General features: G+C 46.1%; 14 protein-coding genes and 1 pseudogene. 13 read left to right on the top strand and 2 right to left on the bottom strand.

Features of this window, described 5'->3' with window-relative positions:
- The first annotated feature begins 218 nt into the window (after window positions 1–218).
- On the top strand, window positions 219–827 hold the full coding sequence (locus R8O70_RS17905; RefSeq protein WP_017635732.1) for a MarC family protein: 609 nt from the start codon (window positions 219–221) through the stop codon (window positions 825–827).
- A 419-nt stretch (window positions 828–1,246) separates the two neighbouring features.
- Here R8O70_RS17905 and R8O70_RS17900 read toward each other — a convergent pair whose 3' ends face one another.
- Window positions 1,247–1,687, bottom strand: a complete 441-nt coding sequence (locus R8O70_RS17900) for a phosphate-starvation-inducible PsiE family protein (RefSeq protein WP_005375731.1) — start codon at window positions 1,685–1,687, stop codon at window positions 1,247–1,249.
- A gap of 174 nt (window positions 1,688–1,861) precedes the next feature.
- Here R8O70_RS17900 and R8O70_RS17895 point away from each other — a divergent pair, with 174 nt between their 5' ends.
- The 9 genes and pseudogenes from R8O70_RS17895 to R8O70_RS17860 all read left to right on the top strand — a co-directional run bounded on the left by R8O70_RS17895 (window position 1,862) and on the right by R8O70_RS17860 (window position 9,697).
- Entirely contained in the window at window positions 1,862–2,032 is a 171-nt protein-coding gene (locus R8O70_RS17895; protein WP_258624136.1) for a hypothetical protein, read from the top strand.
- A 414-nt stretch (window positions 2,033–2,446) separates the two neighbouring features.
- Window positions 2,447–3,226: pseudogene (locus R8O70_RS26505) on the top strand (PAS domain-containing protein); the annotation flags it as partial.
- Window positions 3,224–3,760: a methyl-accepting chemotaxis protein gene (locus R8O70_RS26500; RefSeq protein WP_372036153.1), complete on the top strand. Its 537-nt coding sequence runs from the start codon at window positions 3,224–3,226 to the stop codon at window positions 3,758–3,760. The pseudogene R8O70_RS26505 and the gene R8O70_RS26500, both read left to right, overlap by 3 nt.
- 287 nt (window positions 3,761–4,047) lie before the next feature.
- The gene (locus R8O70_RS17885; protein WP_017635730.1) at window positions 4,048–4,650 is read left to right on the top strand and encodes an ABC transporter permease; all 603 of its coding nucleotides are present in this window, start codon (window positions 4,048–4,050) and stop codon (window positions 4,648–4,650) included.
- Window positions 4,651–4,674: 24 nt separating this feature from the next.
- Window positions 4,675–5,844, top strand: a complete 1,170-nt coding sequence (locus R8O70_RS17880; protein WP_005389193.1) for an ABC transporter ATP-binding protein — start codon at window positions 4,675–4,677, stop codon at window positions 5,842–5,844.
- Complete coding sequence (locus tag R8O70_RS17875; RefSeq protein WP_005375743.1) at window positions 5,841–6,575, top strand: ABC transporter permease; 735 nt, start codon at window positions 5,841–5,843, stop codon at window positions 6,573–6,575. The genes R8O70_RS17880 and R8O70_RS17875 overlap by 4 nt, the downstream gene beginning before the upstream one ends.
- A gap of 35 nt (window positions 6,576–6,610) precedes the next feature.
- Window positions 6,611–7,492, top strand: a complete 882-nt coding sequence (locus tag R8O70_RS17870) for a glycine betaine ABC transporter substrate-binding protein (protein WP_193837744.1) — start codon at window positions 6,611–6,613, stop codon at window positions 7,490–7,492.
- 4 nt (window positions 7,493–7,496) lie between these two features.
- Window positions 7,497–8,333, top strand: a complete 837-nt coding sequence (locus tag R8O70_RS17865; RefSeq protein WP_206952809.1) for a nitrilase-related carbon-nitrogen hydrolase — start codon at window positions 7,497–7,499, stop codon at window positions 8,331–8,333.
- 14 nt (window positions 8,334–8,347) lie between these two features.
- Window positions 8,348–9,697, top strand: coding sequence for an MmgE/PrpD family protein (locus tag R8O70_RS17860; RefSeq protein WP_206952811.1), 1,350 nt, complete (start codon window positions 8,348–8,350; stop codon window positions 9,695–9,697).
- Between the two features lie 36 nt (window positions 9,698–9,733).
- Here the strand turns inward: R8O70_RS17860 and R8O70_RS17855 are convergent, their stop codons facing one another.
- On the bottom strand, window positions 9,734–10,690 hold the full coding sequence (locus R8O70_RS17855) for a GlxA family transcriptional regulator (protein ID WP_005375751.1): 957 nt from the start codon (window positions 10,688–10,690) through the stop codon (window positions 9,734–9,736).
- A gap of 154 nt (window positions 10,691–10,844) precedes the next feature.
- On the opposite strand from R8O70_RS17855, the gene R8O70_RS17850 reads away from it, so the two are divergent.
- From R8O70_RS17850 to R8O70_RS17840, 3 genes are read left to right on the top strand one after another with little or no spacing between them, the layout of a single operon-like run.
- Window positions 10,845–11,738 carry an alpha/beta hydrolase gene (locus tag R8O70_RS17850; protein ID WP_005375755.1) on the top strand — a complete coding sequence of 298 codons (894 nt, stop codon included), beginning with the start codon at window positions 10,845–10,847 and terminating at the stop codon, window positions 11,736–11,738.
- A 58-nt stretch (window positions 11,739–11,796) separates the two neighbouring features.
- Window positions 11,797–12,666, top strand: coding sequence for an amidohydrolase family protein (locus tag R8O70_RS17845; RefSeq protein ID WP_206952814.1), 870 nt, complete (start codon window positions 11,797–11,799; stop codon window positions 12,664–12,666).
- 55 nt (window positions 12,667–12,721) lie between these two features.
- The gene (locus R8O70_RS17840; RefSeq protein WP_318184291.1) at window positions 12,722–15,769 is read left to right on the top strand and encodes an FAD-binding and (Fe-S)-binding domain-containing protein; all 3,048 of its coding nucleotides are present in this window, start codon (window positions 12,722–12,724) and stop codon (window positions 15,767–15,769) included.
- The last annotated feature ends 133 nt before the right edge of the window (window positions 15,770–15,902 follow it).

Here is a 15,902-nt window from a genome sequence, read left to right as displayed (position 1 = left end):
AAGACATCAAGAGAAGCAAGAGCGAGTAGAGCAGCAGCAATTGGCGCTGGACTAAACAAAGGCCCCCTTTTAGGGGGGCTCACACAAAGCCACCTTCTTTAGAAGGTGGTAATTTACTTTTCTGAATGAGCTCTCGCTATGTTAGCGTCAAACATTTTCTCTGCTACTTCAAGCTGATCTTCTATCCTTAAAGCTAAATTGGTACTGGAGAAAGTAGCATGATTGACTTTGTGGCAACTTTTATCTTTTTCTTTGCTGTCATCGATCCCATAGGTACTGTGCCCGTTTTTATCGCAGCCACAAAAAGCTATGAAGAAGTGGCAAAGCGTAAGGTCGCTCTTTTTGCGACTCTATTCTCCGCTGCTATCCTACTGTTTTTTGTTGTTGCTGGTGAAATCATACTTACAGCAATGCGTATTCCCTTGTCTGCGTTTCAAATCTCGGGCGGTATCGTATTGTTCTTGTTTGCTTTGACTATGATATTTGGTGAGAGTAAACCAGCAGAAGAAATCAGAACGCTCAATAGTCATCATGATACAGCAGTTTTTCCTCTAGCCATTCCATCAATTGCTAGCCCTGGCGCAATATTAGCCGCCGTTTTACTCACAGAGAACGTGCGGTTTAATATTTGGGAGCAAGTCCAGACAGTGGCTATGATGCTGCTGGTACTATTGGTTGTTTATATCTTGCTATTAATGGCCAGCGGCATACACAGGATTATTGGGAATACAGGAGCTAGTGCTGTAAGTCGGATCATGGGGTTGATATTAGCCGCTGTGGCCACGACCAACACTCTGAATGGGATTGAAAGTTACTTTGACCTTTAAGGCTTTTTCGCAAACTGAGCTGAAGGTATGCGTTAAGAGCTAATTTTACGGCGAGATGACCGACCACCTGACAATCACTTTTCTGGCGGTTACTTTTAGCCGGATGTAATCCTTCAGGCTATTCGTGACGACCTTGTTTAAGAGGATCACGGAAAAGTTGAAATTAAAATACATAGATGTTGAGGGTATAAATCAGATGGGGAACTGGAGCAACACTTGCCCCATTGAGCTGTGCCAATACTCAAAGATTAGCTGCTAGAAAATAATATCGATAATTTCTCCGCCTAGGCACTACTCTATAATCTTGTAGTCTCGCAGTATATAGAGCCTAGCATGGAGGAATTTATTAGCTTCCAACGTGCCAAGACAAGACTTTTTCATGCCTTGAGAGTATCTGAAAATTCGGGAGGCTGAGAAGTTTATTCAGTATGGCTCTTATTGGGCAGTTTATGGATCAGCCAGTAACCAAGACTCATACTAAGAACTACAGCCGCAATTCCAATCAGGTACATTGGAGACAAGGTTTCAAAGTCTATAATAATGACCTTTCGGGAGATTGCCATCAGCGCGGTGGCCATGACGATTTTTACATGAATAACATTTTCTCTCAGGTAAATAGTTATATTGATGAAAATTTCAATAGCAATTAAAACGGCCATAAAAGCACCAAAAGTGGCTAGCATATCTGAAATCGTCAGAATGAGTTTAGGTGGCGTGATAAGTTTTTGATATATCGTCCATGCAACATCTATCACACCCATGACGATTACAAACAACATAACTATCGACAATACTCTTACAGACCAATGAATCACTATCTGTAATTTTTTTGTTAACTTATCATTTTTATCGACTTCCATGGCCCTGTTTCCTTCGCTTGTTTATGTTCACTTAACCTTCATATGTTGAAGCTAGACAATTGAATACATGTCGTTTAAAGCATAGTTGCTGTGGTGAGAGATAGAAGCGTCCGAGGGAAGGAAGTTATGAAACTTAGGAGTGGGCACAATGTTGGACACATAATGTAATCTCTGGTGTCATGCGTTATTACCTCATTACCTCATTACCTCATTTCTGATCGTGAAGAGTCGACTGGTGAGGTGGTGATTCATCACCTTCACGGCAAACTGAATGAGCGGATACCACAACGTATTGATACTGGGCAAATCGATGCGCTTGTTGCTGGTTCCTCCGTGCGTTGTTAATAGAAATACAAGCGAATAAGGAGTGGGTAATCGCTCAAAAGTCGGGTGGAAAAGCGGTAAAACGGCGAAAATTATTGGAACTAAGTCAAGGCCCTTTTTTTAAATGAAAAGGCTTATTGATCTGAACACACCACTTCTCCATATAAGTATATCCACAAATACAAACCTCAAATTGGCGATAAAGAGCTTTAATATTGATAAATATATAAACAACTTGGGTGCTGAAGAAATTTCAGTATACTGCGCTTAGGTTACACTGGAGAAAAAATCGCCGTATTCCCTGCGGGGTCCTTTGATAAGAAATAGAAATCGCGTTTGAATATGCAACCAAACGATTTTGCCGCTTGCAGTTTATTCGGTATACAAATAATAAACCTTTGACTAATCCGAAGGTCGGTCAAATGAGAGAAAGTCATGTTTTTTAATAAGTCGCTTCAACAAGAAAATCAACGATTAAAGCAGGAGTTGCAAATCCTGCAGCAAATCCAAACCAGTTTAGATGAAGAGATGATCCGCTTAACATTGGATAGTAAAGGTATCATTACTTCTGCAAATACTAAACTACAGCAAGAACTTTTCTTACATGATGATGAGATCTTAACGAAATCAATTACTGAATTGGTACCGTCAAATTCGCGCAATACAGACCACTTCCATCGAATGAAGAAAGCCGTCCAAGATAAAGTGTTCTGGAATGGGGCATTGCAAGTACAGAAAGGTAATGGTGAGGAAGCCTGGTTAAGAACGATTATCCAGCCTGTTTTAAATGAGCGCAGAGAAGTAGAAAGCTTTTTTGTTTTTGCTTCTGAACTTACGCGAACGATCAAATCATCCCGTGAGCAAGAGGACATGCTAAATGCATTAAGTCGTTCTATGGCGGTGATTGAGTTCACATTAGATGGCCATGTTTTAAAAGCCAACGATAATTTCTTAAACACAATGGGTTATACGCTTGATCAGATTCTAGGGAAGCATCATCGCATGTTTTGTGATCAGGAAGAGTCGAGCTCTCAAGCTTACCGTGAGTTTTGGCAACGTTTAGCAAAAGGGCAATTTTCATCAGAGCGATTCAAACGAGTTAACCGTTATGGTGAAGAGGTGTGGTTAGAGGCTTCATATAACCCTATCCATAACGACAGAGGAGAGCTCTACAAGGTCGTTAAGTTCGCGACAGATATTACCCTGCAGGTGATGCAGGAACAGAAAATGGCCCAGGCTGCGCAATTGGCGAATGAAATCTCCCAAGAAACTGGAACACAAACCCTGCAAGGGCAAGAGGTTATAGGCTCAACGTTAGAAAAGATGCAGATACTTTCCGAGCAAATGCAGCAAGCGAACACCGCGATTGACGAGCTTAAAGCGCACTCATCGCGTATTAGCGAGTTGGTAAATAGCATCAGTGGTATCGCTGACCAAACTAACTTATTGGCGTTAAATGCGGCGATAGAAGCGGCTCGTGCGGGTGAGCATGGTAGAGGTTTTGCCGTTGTTGCCGATGAAGTCAGACAGCTTGCTACAAGAACCAATGCAACCACCGATGAAATTGTCACAATGGTCAGTGAAAACCTACAGCGAACAGATAACGCAGTTAAGCTGATCGCTAAATGCCAAAAAGAAGCACTAGATACGCTAGAGCTCTCTGAAAAAGCAGGCAATGTGATGAATGAAATACAAGATGGCGCTAGCCGTGTTGTAGAGGCCGTGGAGCAATTTAACCGCTCGTTGTAGTCAGTTCTTCATGCCAGCACAGGCTTTTAAGTTCCTATATAATCAAATTGTTTACTAGTGCTACTCATCGCCAATCAAGCGTGTTTTTGGTGATGAGAAAGCCAGTTCATTCCTTTCTTAATATTTCGTATTTCTATCTTTACGTGTCGCTATTTTACAACACTGTTAATAAAAAGTAGCGTAATTTAATCTCCTGTTAACTTGGTTGCGAATCACAGTTGGGGGAGACCTACTTGGACTTACTAAATTTCACCATAGATAACTTAGCGCTGCTAGGTACGCTTACCATGGAGCACATCTCTTTGGTTGCTCTGGCTGTTGGGCTTGCCATCTTAACTGGCGTACCTATCGGCATTCTTATCACACAAAATGAGCGCGCTGCGAAAGTGGTGCTTTACGTAGCGTCCATCATTATCACCATTCCTTCAATCGCATTGTTTGGTTTGATGATTCCTCTCTTATCGACCATTGGTCATGGGATTGGCTACGTGCCCGCCGTGATTACCGTACTGCTTTATTCTCAGCTGCCTATTATTCGCAACACTTATACCGCAATTCACAACGTAGAACCGTCACTCAGAGAGGCTGCTCGCGGTATCGGGATGACGCCTTTTCAACGTTTGAAAATGGTGGAAATTCCATTGGCGATTCCGGTGATTATGGCGGGTGTGAGGACGGCAGTAGTAATGAATATTGGCGTTATGGCGATCGCCGCGTATATCGGAGCCGGTGGGCTGGGCGTGTTTATCAGCCGTGGCATCTCGCAAAGTGATCCTCGACAACTGATCGTTGGTGCCATCGCCGTCAGCCTTCTGGCTATCATCGCGGATTACGGATTGATTCGACTACAAAAAAGATTAACGCCACCGGGCCTAACCGCTGCTCGATAAAGGACAAATAATAGGGACATTCAAATGATCAAAATTGACAAGCTAACCAAAATTTTTGAAACGCCTAATGGCCCGGTGACTGCCGCAGATCACATTGAGATGGAAGTTCCCAGTGGTGAAATATGTGTGTTACTTGGCCCATCCGGTTGTGGCAAAACCACCACGCTGAAAATGGTCAACCGAATTATTCCCGCGACATCGGGCAAGATCTATCTTGGCGGTGAAGATACTTCTGGGATGGATACAGTCACTCTGCGCCGCAACATCGGCTATGTTATTCAGCAAATTGGCTTATTTCCCAACATGACGATCGGCGAAAACATCGCGGTGGTTCCCAAGTTATTAGGGTGGGATAAGGCAAGATACATGACGCGTGCAAAAGAGCTATTGGAGATGGTTGCTCTTGATCCTAGTGTCTTTCTTAATCGTTATCCAAATGAGTTGTCTGGCGGACAGCAGCAACGAATTGGAGTTGCTCGAGCGCTAGCTGCGGATCCTCCCGTCATGCTGATGGATGAACCTTTTGGTGCGATTGACCCGATCAACCGTGAAGTAATCCAGGATGAGTTCCTTAAAATGCAGCAAGAGCTCAACAAGACCATCATGTTTGTCAGTCATGACATTGATGAAGCGGTCAAAATGGCCGATAGAATTGCGATTTTCCGCGATGGTCATCTGGTTCAGTACGATACGCCTGACGATTTGCTCGCACACCCGAAAGATGATTTCGTGAAAAACTTTGTCGGAGATGATCGCGCACTTAAACGTCTACGCTTAGTGACGGCTGAGTCCGTCATGCAGACCACCTTTGCGCACGTGAAACCTAACGAGACGCTTGCCGACGCTTTAACCAAAATTGACGCGTATGGGTATCGCGACGCCGTGATATTAGTAAATGGCCAACACCAGCCTATCGGTTATGTGCCAAAAGCTACAGCAATTAATATGAAGGGGTACTGCGGTGAACATTATGTCGGCCTGAAAACAATCGCCCGAACCACGGATGATCTGCGTAAAGTCGCGTCGAAGATGTTCACGCACGACATTGTTTGGATGCCGTGTGTTGACGAGAATGGCCGCTTAGTGGGCGAAGTCACACAGCGCGGCATTACTCATTATCTAGGCGCAACTTATCAGCGCGATACCTCTCTTAGTGAGCCACAGCCATTGCATCAGGCTAAGGAGGCATCGTGACCAATCAGCTAAAACAAACCTACTATTTCGTTTTATTGGCGTGTGTCTTTGCGTTGGGTATTTATTTACAAGGCGCGGGTACGATCGATGATTTCCTCTACTACCAAGAAGACATTGTTTATTTGACGGTTCAGCACATTGAACTGGTGCTGCTGTCTGGTGGATTGGCGATCCTAATCGCTATTCCCGTCGGCGTATTGCTCAGCCGTCCTCGTTTTCAGAAAGTCGCAGAATCGGCGATGCAGGTTTTGAATGTGGGGACCACGATTCCTACTTTAGCTATTCTTGCGCTGGCAATGAGCTTTCTTGGCATTGGCACCGTGCCTGCGGTATTTGGGCTGACGATTGCCTCGTTGTTGCCGATTGTCAGAAACACCTACATCGGGCTGAAAGAAGTGCCCGCTCATTTAAAAGAAGCGGCGTCAGGCATTGGTATGACCGAGTTACAAATGTTATTTCAGGTTGAAATTCCTAATGCGCTGTTCGTCACTTTTGCCGGTATCCGCACGGCGTTAGCTGTCAACGTGGGCACCGTGCCACTGGCCTTCTTAATTGGTGGCGGTGGGTTAGGGGAGCTCATTTTTACCGGTATTGATCTGGATGAACCCATCATGATGCTGGCAGGCGCTATTCCTACAGCGATGTTGGCTATCGCTATCGACAGTGTGGTAGGAGCCGTTTCCTATGTCACTGTACCTAAAGGCTGTAACCCTATTAGAGCTAGACAATAACAATCCTAAAAATTGAACACAGACAGGAGTCAAACATGTTAAAGCAAATTACTCGCCGCTTGCTGGCCGTTGGTGTACTGCTTTCAAGTTTTCACGCATCTGCGGAAATCGTCGTAGGTGGCAAAAACTTTACAGAACAACAGCTTTTAACGGAGATCACGTCTCAATATTTAACCAAAAAAGGCTACGACGTTGATAAACGTTCGGGCATGGGCAGTGCGGTTTTGCGTAAAGCGCAAGAAAACGGCCAGATTGATCTTTATTGGGAATACACGGGCACATCACTGATCATTTACAACAAAGTCAAAGACAAGCTCCCAGCAGAGCAAGTGTATCAACGCGTTAAGGAACTCGATGCGAAGAAAGGCCTAGTTTGGCTTAACCCTTCAAAAGCGAATAACACCTACGCGCTCGCTATGCGCAGTGACGATGCGAAACAACGTGGCATCTCTACCTTATCCGACTTCGCCGAGCAAATGCGCCAAGACCCGCCAATGACCATTGCTTTGAATGCGGAATTCTATGCACGAAAAGATGGCTTCCGACCTTTACAGAAAACCTACAAATTCAAAGCTTCACGTGACCAAGTGAAACGCATGGATACTGGGTTAACTTATGATGCTCTGAAAGGGAAAGAAGTCGATGCTGCGCTTGTATTTGCAACAGATGGTCGTATCAAAGCATTCGGTTTTACCGTTTTAACGGATGACAAACAGTTTTTCCCTGATTACGCGATCACTCCTGTTGTTCGCCAAGAAACGTTAGATATGAACCCAGAGCTTGCCGAGCAATTGAACGCCCTTTCTGCGGCGATCGATGGCGATACGATGTCGACTTTGAATCAACAAGTTGATGTGGAGCGACGTTCGATCTCAGAAGTCGCAAGCCAGTTCCTATCTGAGCATAACTTGGGGTAGTACCATGACTATCCTGCAAGTCAGTGTGGCCCAAATCAACGCCCAGTTAGGCGATGTGAATGCCAATCTGAATATTCATCAGGATTACATAAAGCAAGCTGCGGCCTTAGGGTCGCAGCTATTGCTGTTTCCTGAACTCTCCTTGACCGGATACCAGCTCCAATCCTCAGTGCGTGAAGTTGCCATGAAGCGTGATGATGCTCGGCTTAAAGAGCTTGCGCAAGTTGCACCGCACATGAATGTTATTGTCGGCTTTGTTGAACAGGCTGCTCCGGGAGAGTACTACAACGCGATGGCTTGGTTGCTCGGTGGTACGGTGGTTACTGTGCATCGTAAAATCAATTTACCAACCTATGGTGGGCTTGAAGAGGGCAAGTGGTTTCATTCGGGAGATGCCACCACCAGCGTTTGTCTTGATGAAAATTGGCGAGGCTCGGTTTTAATTTGTGCCGATTTATGGAACCCACCTTTGGTTCATTGCGCGCTACTCGATAAGCCTGAAATCTTGCTCGCGCCGATCAACTCGGCCAGCAGTATTGTCAGTAAAGACTTTTCCAATGAAGACAACTGGTTAGTTAACGTTAAATTCTATGCGGTGCTCTACGGAACCCCAGTTTTGATGGCCAATCGTTACGGGCCAGAGGGCGAAGCGTGGTTTTGGGGGGGAAGCTGTATTTTGTCTGCAACGGGTGAGCTATTGGCGCAGGCAGAAGACGGTGAAACCTTGATAACTGCGACTTTGTCATTGGACGATATTGATAAAGCCAGGTTCGAGCTGCCTACCGTGCGAGACAGCAATACACCATTAATCACAACGCTATTGTCGAAGGCAAAACGCTAAAACTGGAGCAGTAGATGATGCAATCTATTCATCGATTTATTCACGAATTAACCTTTGAACAGCTTCCTGCTGACGTTATTGAACAAGCGAAATATTGCGTCTTGGATCTGTTGGGTGTCGCCGCAGCAGGTAAAGCGACGCAACTGCAAAATATGGTAGCTAAACTCGCACAGAAGCAGTTTGCCGGTGATACGCCGATGCTGTTTTCTGATCACACGGCCAGTGGTTGTGGGGCGACTCTATATGGCGGCATGTTGATTGACAGTATGGACGCGCACGACGGCCAAGTCCTGACGAAAGGCCATGTAGGCGTTGCTGTTTTGCCGGGGCTGCTCGCCAGTATGCATGATTCAGCAGTTACGGGAGAAGAGTTATTAACGTCCCTCGTCATTGGCTACGAAATAGCAACTCGCGCCGGAATCGCGCTGCATCAAACCGCTTGTGATTATCATACTTCTGGTGCTTGGAATGCGTTGGGTGTTGCAGCGGTGTCCGCAAGAAGAAAAGGTTTAACGGATTTACAAACAGAGCACGCGCTCGGCATTGCTGAGTTTTATGGCCCACGCAGCCAAATGATGCGTTGTATTGAACATCCAACCATGCTCAAAGACGGCTCTGGCTGGGGAGCGATGGCGGGCTTTGCCAGTGCAGAGCTGGCAGAAGAGGGATTTACTGGCGCGCCAGCCGTGACTCTGCTGGACCAACAAACTCACGCTTTGTGGGCAGATTTAGGGCAGCGTTGGTATATCCTAGAGCAATACTTTAAACCGTATCCGGTTTGTCGTTGGGCTCAACCCGCGGTTGAAGCAGTGAGAGCGCTGCAACAAGAAAATAAACTAGAACCTGATGAGATTGAACTTATCGAAGTTCATAGCTTTCATCAGGCGGTGTGCCTGCATACCAAGCGCCCAGAGACAACCGAGCAGGCTCAGTACAGTTTGCCATTTTCAGTCGCGAGTGCGGTTATAGATAATACGGTCACGGTAGAAGCCGTCACCAAAGGACTGAAAGATCCTGCTCGCTTGGCACTTACGGAACGGATGAAGTTAATTGAAGAGCCTGCATACAATGATAAGTTTCCAGCCGAACGTTGGGCGCATGTCGTGGTGACGTTGAAAAATGGCGACAAACTGACTTCGCCTCCCTGTATTGCGCGAGGTAATCCTGAAAATCCGCTCAGTCGAGGCGAGATGCGAGGTAAGTTTCGTACTTTGGCAGAGAAAGAACTGCCCGCTTCGCGCGTGTCAGCGATAGAAGAGGGCTGTTTGCAACTTGATAAAGCCAGTAAAGAGCAGGTACTTGCTTGGCTATCATTGCTTTACCAAGGCACGTTGTCCGATAAGCCGTCTGACACATCACGATGAGATCGAAGAGATCGAACTCCTTTCTCTTACTCAATCTTAAGCTAAACGTCGCTCTTCACGCGGCGTTTTTTCATAGCGTTTTTTGTAGCAGCGCGCAAAATACGATGTAGAACTGAACCCACAAGCGGTGCTGATTTGAGTGATGGACAGCATGGTTTGCAACAACAAATGTTGAGCGCGTTCTAAGCGCAATTGAAGGTAGTAATTGCCTGGTTTGTCTTGCAAGTATTGCAAAAATAACCTTTCCATCTGCCTGACCGATAACCCTACTTGCTCGCCAATTTCATAGCACTTTAGTGGCTCTTCCATGTTGGCTTCCATGATTTCTACCGCGTCGAGCAGGCGCGGGTGGCGGATGTTGTGCTTACGGATTAACGACATCCTCTGTTTATCATGCGCGGGTCGAATCGCAGGGTGAATGCATTGCTCAGCCACTTGATTCGCCAAGTCACTCCCATGTTGGTTTGTAATTAAATGAAGCATCATATCCAAACCGGCTAAGCCGCCCGAACAAGTTGGTGTGCGTGGGTCGAATTCGTACAACTCACTGGTCACGTTAATGTTTGGAAACTCCTCAGCCAGACTGTTGGCGGACTCCCAATGCACGGTACACGTTTTGTTTTTTAACAGGCCAGCTTTTGCTAACAATACGCTGCCTGTCGAAGTCGAGCCCACGGCGATGCCTTGACGAAGCGCTTGCTTTAACCACTGATTCACCGAGCCACTCGCAGCAGCAACATGGGCGCCAATACCTGCCACAACTAGAAGCAAGTCTAAATGAGCAATGTTGTTGACTGACTGTGTTGGCGAGAATGAAACGCCATTACTGGCCGACACTTCTTTATCTTCGAATCCATAAATATCCCACTGATACAAATCGCAACCAGCGAGGCGGTTGGCCATTCGAAGAGGTTCGATAACTGCCGAAAAAGAGAGCATCGAAAAATCAGGAATAAGGAAAAAACCAATGCGATACGTGTGTGTCGTTTTCATTCTCTGTGGTCACCAAGTGGGCAGTTCATCTATGTCGTATTTCTGGATAAGAATGTCGCAATTGTTAAATTATTGCTATCAAAATTCGAACATGATGTGACTTAAGACAAGGAGTTCTTTGTCGAGCATACACATTCATTTGGACGAGATAATTATGATTGAACAAAAAGCCCCAGTAATTAGTGATGGTCTACGCCTTGATGGCGCTTTCTTTACTGACGAGAACGTTAACAACCCAGACTTACCGATCGTTATTGTCTGCTCAGGCTTTACTGGGCAAAAAAATATTCACCCAGAGCGTTACGCGAGAGCCTTAACTGCGAAGGGCTTTACGGTATTCGGATTTGACTACCGTGGCTTTGGTGAATCTGAGGGCATTCGTGAGCGAGTTATTTTGGATGAACAAGTACGCGACATCGCGAACGCGGTTGCGGTTGTGAAACAGCGCGCTGACGAGGAAGGCCGCAAAGTCGTACTGGCTGGCTGGGGCATGGCGGGGGGATTAATTCTTGATGCTTACCGAGTTTGCCAAGATGCGATTGATGGCCTTATCTCCATGAACGGCTTTTATGATGCGGTACGTGTTCAGGTTGCTCAACGTGGCGAGCACGGCTGGAAAGCGTTCCGTCAATTTATGTTAGAAGAGCGTACACGTCTTGCTCTTGGTGGAGAAAAGCAGGGGATTGATCCATTTGAAATCTACCCGCTTGATCCAGTAAGCCGCGAATATGTATTCACTGAACTGGTCAAAGCGCCGGGCTACGGCGTGACATCTGATCTGGATTTTGCGGATTCTCTCATCAATTTCAAACCGGAAGCCCTACTGGACGAGCGATTTGCAGACGCGCCAATCTTGATTGCGCACGGTGCAGAAAACGACCTTCACCCAGTGACCGAAGCAAAGTCGCTGTACGCGAAATACCCTGGGCCGAAATCTCTATTCTTACTGCCTGAAGGTGGTCACACCGAGTGGATGTTGGACGACGATCCTAAGTTTATTCAGTTCTCTGGCGTGATCGCGAACTGGTTGAGTGAGAACTTCAGTTAAGTCTTCAAGAGGTGCTTTCGTTGATGGCACCTCTACCTTTCTGACAGGATGATTTTCGATGAGCATAATTCCATTTTGTGAAGCGGCGGACCCATTTGTACATAAACCAACAATCGCGATTCCTGAAGGCGCGGTTGATTGTCACGCCCACGTTTTTTCTTCACGTTATCCGTACTGTGAAACGCGAACCTACACGCCACCTGATGCCAGCGTCGGCGCGTACCTGCATTTGCACAAGCAATTAGGCATCCGTCATGGTGTTCTGGTTCAGCCGAGTGTGTATGGCAATGACAACCAGTTGCATCTTGATACATTACGGTATTTACGCCAGCAAGGTTACGACTACAAAGGCGTCGCGGTCGTGGATGCGGATGTGTCTAAGCAAACGCTTGATGAGCTACAAGAAGCGGGATTTTGTGGTGTACGGATGAATTTGCTGTTTAAAGGTGGTATTGAGTGGCGTGATGTTGAGCGTTTAGCGGCTCGCCTTGCAGAGCGACACTGGCACCTTCAATGCTTAATTGATGTTTCGCAGTTTGATGACTTATATCATCGATTAAGAGCTTTACCCGTGCCCGTAGTGATTGATCATCTTGGACATATGCCAACAAACAAGCTGATTTCTCATCCTGGTTTTCAAACCTTATTGAAGCTTAAGGCCGAAGGGAAAGTGTGGACAAAACTGTCGGCTCCGTATCGTTTGTCGCCTCAATCGCCGCCTTATGATGACGTTTCTCCATTTGCTCAAGCTTTGTTAGAAGCGAATGAAGAGCAATGTGTCTGGGGTTCGGATTGGCCTCACCCATGTTTTGCTGCTGAGATGCCAAATGATGGCCAGTTGTTAGATTCCTTGTGGCACTGGACGCAAGATATGACACTGTTTGGCAAGATTCTGGTCGATAACCCCAAGCGCCTCTACTGCTTTTAACTCCGCATTTATGTTACGAACCTAAAAAGACAACCGTAAGGCACTGATTCAAATTATGCTTCCTGCACTTCCGCTACAGGTTTCCTCTAATCCTGTGGTTATCAAGTTCTTTAACACCCTTAAACAGCTTGGTTTCAAGGGGGATACTGATGCTCGCTATACCACTCGATTGAGTATGGCGATTGACAATAGCGTCTACCAGCAACTTCCGTTGTCGGTCGTCTTTCCTGCCAACCATCATGATGTGGTAATACTTGGCAAGGTCAGTGCTCGTGATGAATTTAAGCACCTGACCTTTTCGCCCAGAGGAGGCGGAACGGGCACCAACGGACAATCATTGAACTCGGGGATCGTGGTTGATCTGTCTCGCTATATGAATCGAGTGTTAGAGATCAACGAGCAGGAAGGTTGGGTGAGAGTGGAAGCTGGGATAGTCAAAGATCAACTCAACGACATCGTTCGCCCTTATGGTTATTTCTTCTCGCCAGATCTGTCGACCAGCAACCGCGCAACATTAGGTGGGATGATTAATACTGATGCATCAGGCCAAGGCTCTTTACAATATGGTAAAACCTCGGATCATGTGTTGGCGCTCAAAGCCGTATTGGCGGATGGTTCGGTTCTCGATACCGAAGCAATTCAACAAAACAAATGGTTAAATAGTGATGTAGTATCGCGAGCGTTAAAAATTACGGAGGAAGTTTGTCGAGACAAGCGTCAACAGATTCTGGATAAGTTTCCTCCTCTGAATCGATTTCTTACTGGTTATGACCTAAAAAACGCCATCAACGACAAGAGTGAAGAGTTTGACGTCACGAGAATATTATGTGGCTCTGAAGGTACGTTAGCTTTTATCACTGAAGCCAAGCTCAATCTTACGCGAATACCTACCACGCGACTATTAGTGAACGTTAAATACGATAGTTTTGACTCTGCGCTACGAAATGCGCCCTTGATGGTCGAAGCAGAGGCGCTATCGGTTGAGACAGTTGATGCAAAGGTACTCAATCTTGCAAGAGAAGACATTGTCTGGCACTCGGTAAAACACGCGATCTCAGACGTGCAGGGCAAACAGATGCAAGGGATTAACTTTGTCGAGTTCGCAGGCAGTCAAAGCGATGATATTGAAGATAAAGTTGAACGCTTACTTTTAATTCTTGATAAAGAAATCGTTCATCGACGCAGTGGTATCATCGGCTATCAAGTCTGTCGCGACCCCAAAGACATCCAGGCCATTTATGGCATGCGCAAGAAAGCGGTTGGGCTGCTTGGCGCGACTAAAGGTCAGGCAAAGCCGATTGCATTCGCGGAAGATACCTGTGTGCCGCCCGAAAACTTGGCGGACTTTATCGCGGAATTTCGTACGTTACTAGACAGCAATAACCTGCATTATGGCATGTTTGGGCATGTGGATGCTGGCGTTCTTCACGTGCGTCCGGCGCTCGATATGTGTGACCCTGAGCAAGAAGCGTTAATGCATCAACTGTCTGACGATGTGGTCGAGCTAGTGGCAAAATACAATGGCTTAATGTGGGGAGAGCACGGTAAAGGATATCGCTCAGAATATGGACCTGCCTTCTTTGGTGATGAGCTCTTTACTGAATTAAGGCGTATTAAAGCGGCGTTTGACCCCGACAATAAAATGAATCCGGGGAAGATTTGCACACCACTGAATAGCGACGCTGAAATGGTAAAAGTCACAGCGACCAAGCGTGGCTACTATGATCGTCAGATCCCCGTAGAAGTCCGAGAGTCGCTTAAGCCCGTACTGTCTTGCAATGGCAATGGGCTGTGTTTTAATTACGATGCTGATAGCCCAATGTGTCCATCATTTAAAGTGACAGCCGATCGTCGCCACTCTCCGAAAGGGAGGGCGGGGATAATGCGTGAATGGCTGCGTCGCCTTAATGACAGTGACTTCGATTTGCTCGCTAACGAACAGCAACTTCTCAATCAAAAGTTATCGGTTAAGCTTTTGGCTCAGAAGCTGAGTAAGTTGATATCTCGCCCCGCTCCTGATGATTTATCGCATGAAGTTTATGAGGTGATGAACGGTTGTCTAGCGTGCAAAGCGTGTGCGAGCCAGTGTCCTGTGAAAGTTGATGTACCTGATTTTAGAGCGCGTTTTTTACACCTCTATCACTCTCGTTATCGTAGACCTCTGCGCGACTATCTGGTGTCGAATATTGAGCAACTGCTGCCGATTATGGCAAAAGCTCCCAAGCTGGTTAATCAAATTGCATCTAGTAGGCCTGTTACGCAAGTATTAGAGACATCCATCGGTTTTATTGATTCGCCAGTGCTATCGATCCCTACGTTGCAAAGTCGATGTCAGGCACTTGGAGTGAGCCCGTTTGACTTTGTGTATCTAGAATCGCTTTCCCCAGAAGTGAAGCAAAATTACGTCTTGATTGTTCAAGATCCATTTACCAGCTTTTATGAAGCCGAGTTGGTTGCGGACTTTATTCAGTTATTGCAGCGGTTAGGGAAACACCCTGTTGTTCTGCCTTTCAAACCCAATGGGAAAGCTCAACATGTAAAAGGTTTCCTTAAGGCATTCGCCAGAAATGCACAAAACACATCGGATTTTCTCAACCAAGTTGCTGAGCTTGAAATTCCTATGATCGGTATCGATGCAGCCTTAGTGCTTTGTTATCGTGATGAGTACCATCAGGCTCTAAAAGAGAAGCGAGGCGAATTTACAGTTTATACGGCTCTTGAGTGGTTGGTGGATACACTTAATGAATGGCCGCCAGTACGTGTATCGGATGAAGAACCTTGGTATTTGATGGCGCATTGCACAGAAAAGACCAAAATACCGGAGACTGAGAAATCTTGGCAGTCTATTTTTCAGCACTTTGGCTTAAATCTGCAAGTCATACCTACGGGATGTTGTGGCATGGCTGGGACATTCGGACATGAAGTGGATAAGAAAAGTACGTCTGAAGCTATATATCAGCTTAGTTGGAAACCGAATATAAAGAACCTGCCCACTGAGCGTGTGTTAGCCACGGGGTACTCCTGCCGCAGTCAAGTTAAGCGTTTTGAAGGAGAGGTAGTTCGACACCCCGTACAGGTTTTAGCCAGTTTGCTTGCTGTATAGAATGCTAAAGTAATTTAGTATGCGAAAAGGCTTGCCTTAAGACTTTGCCTGCATTTAATGTATCTAGCAGCAGAACTTCAATCTGCGTGACAACAATACAGGAGAGGATCGGGCTTTCACTTTTTCGCTCGAC

This window comes from Vibrio sp. 779(2023) (assembly GCF_033344285.1).
Taxonomy (GTDB): Bacteria; Pseudomonadota; Gammaproteobacteria; order Enterobacterales; family Vibrionaceae; genus Vibrio; species Vibrio alginolyticus.
The sequence above is the reverse complement of the archived record's forward strand: the minus strand, read 5'-3'. Positions and strand labels throughout refer to the sequence as shown.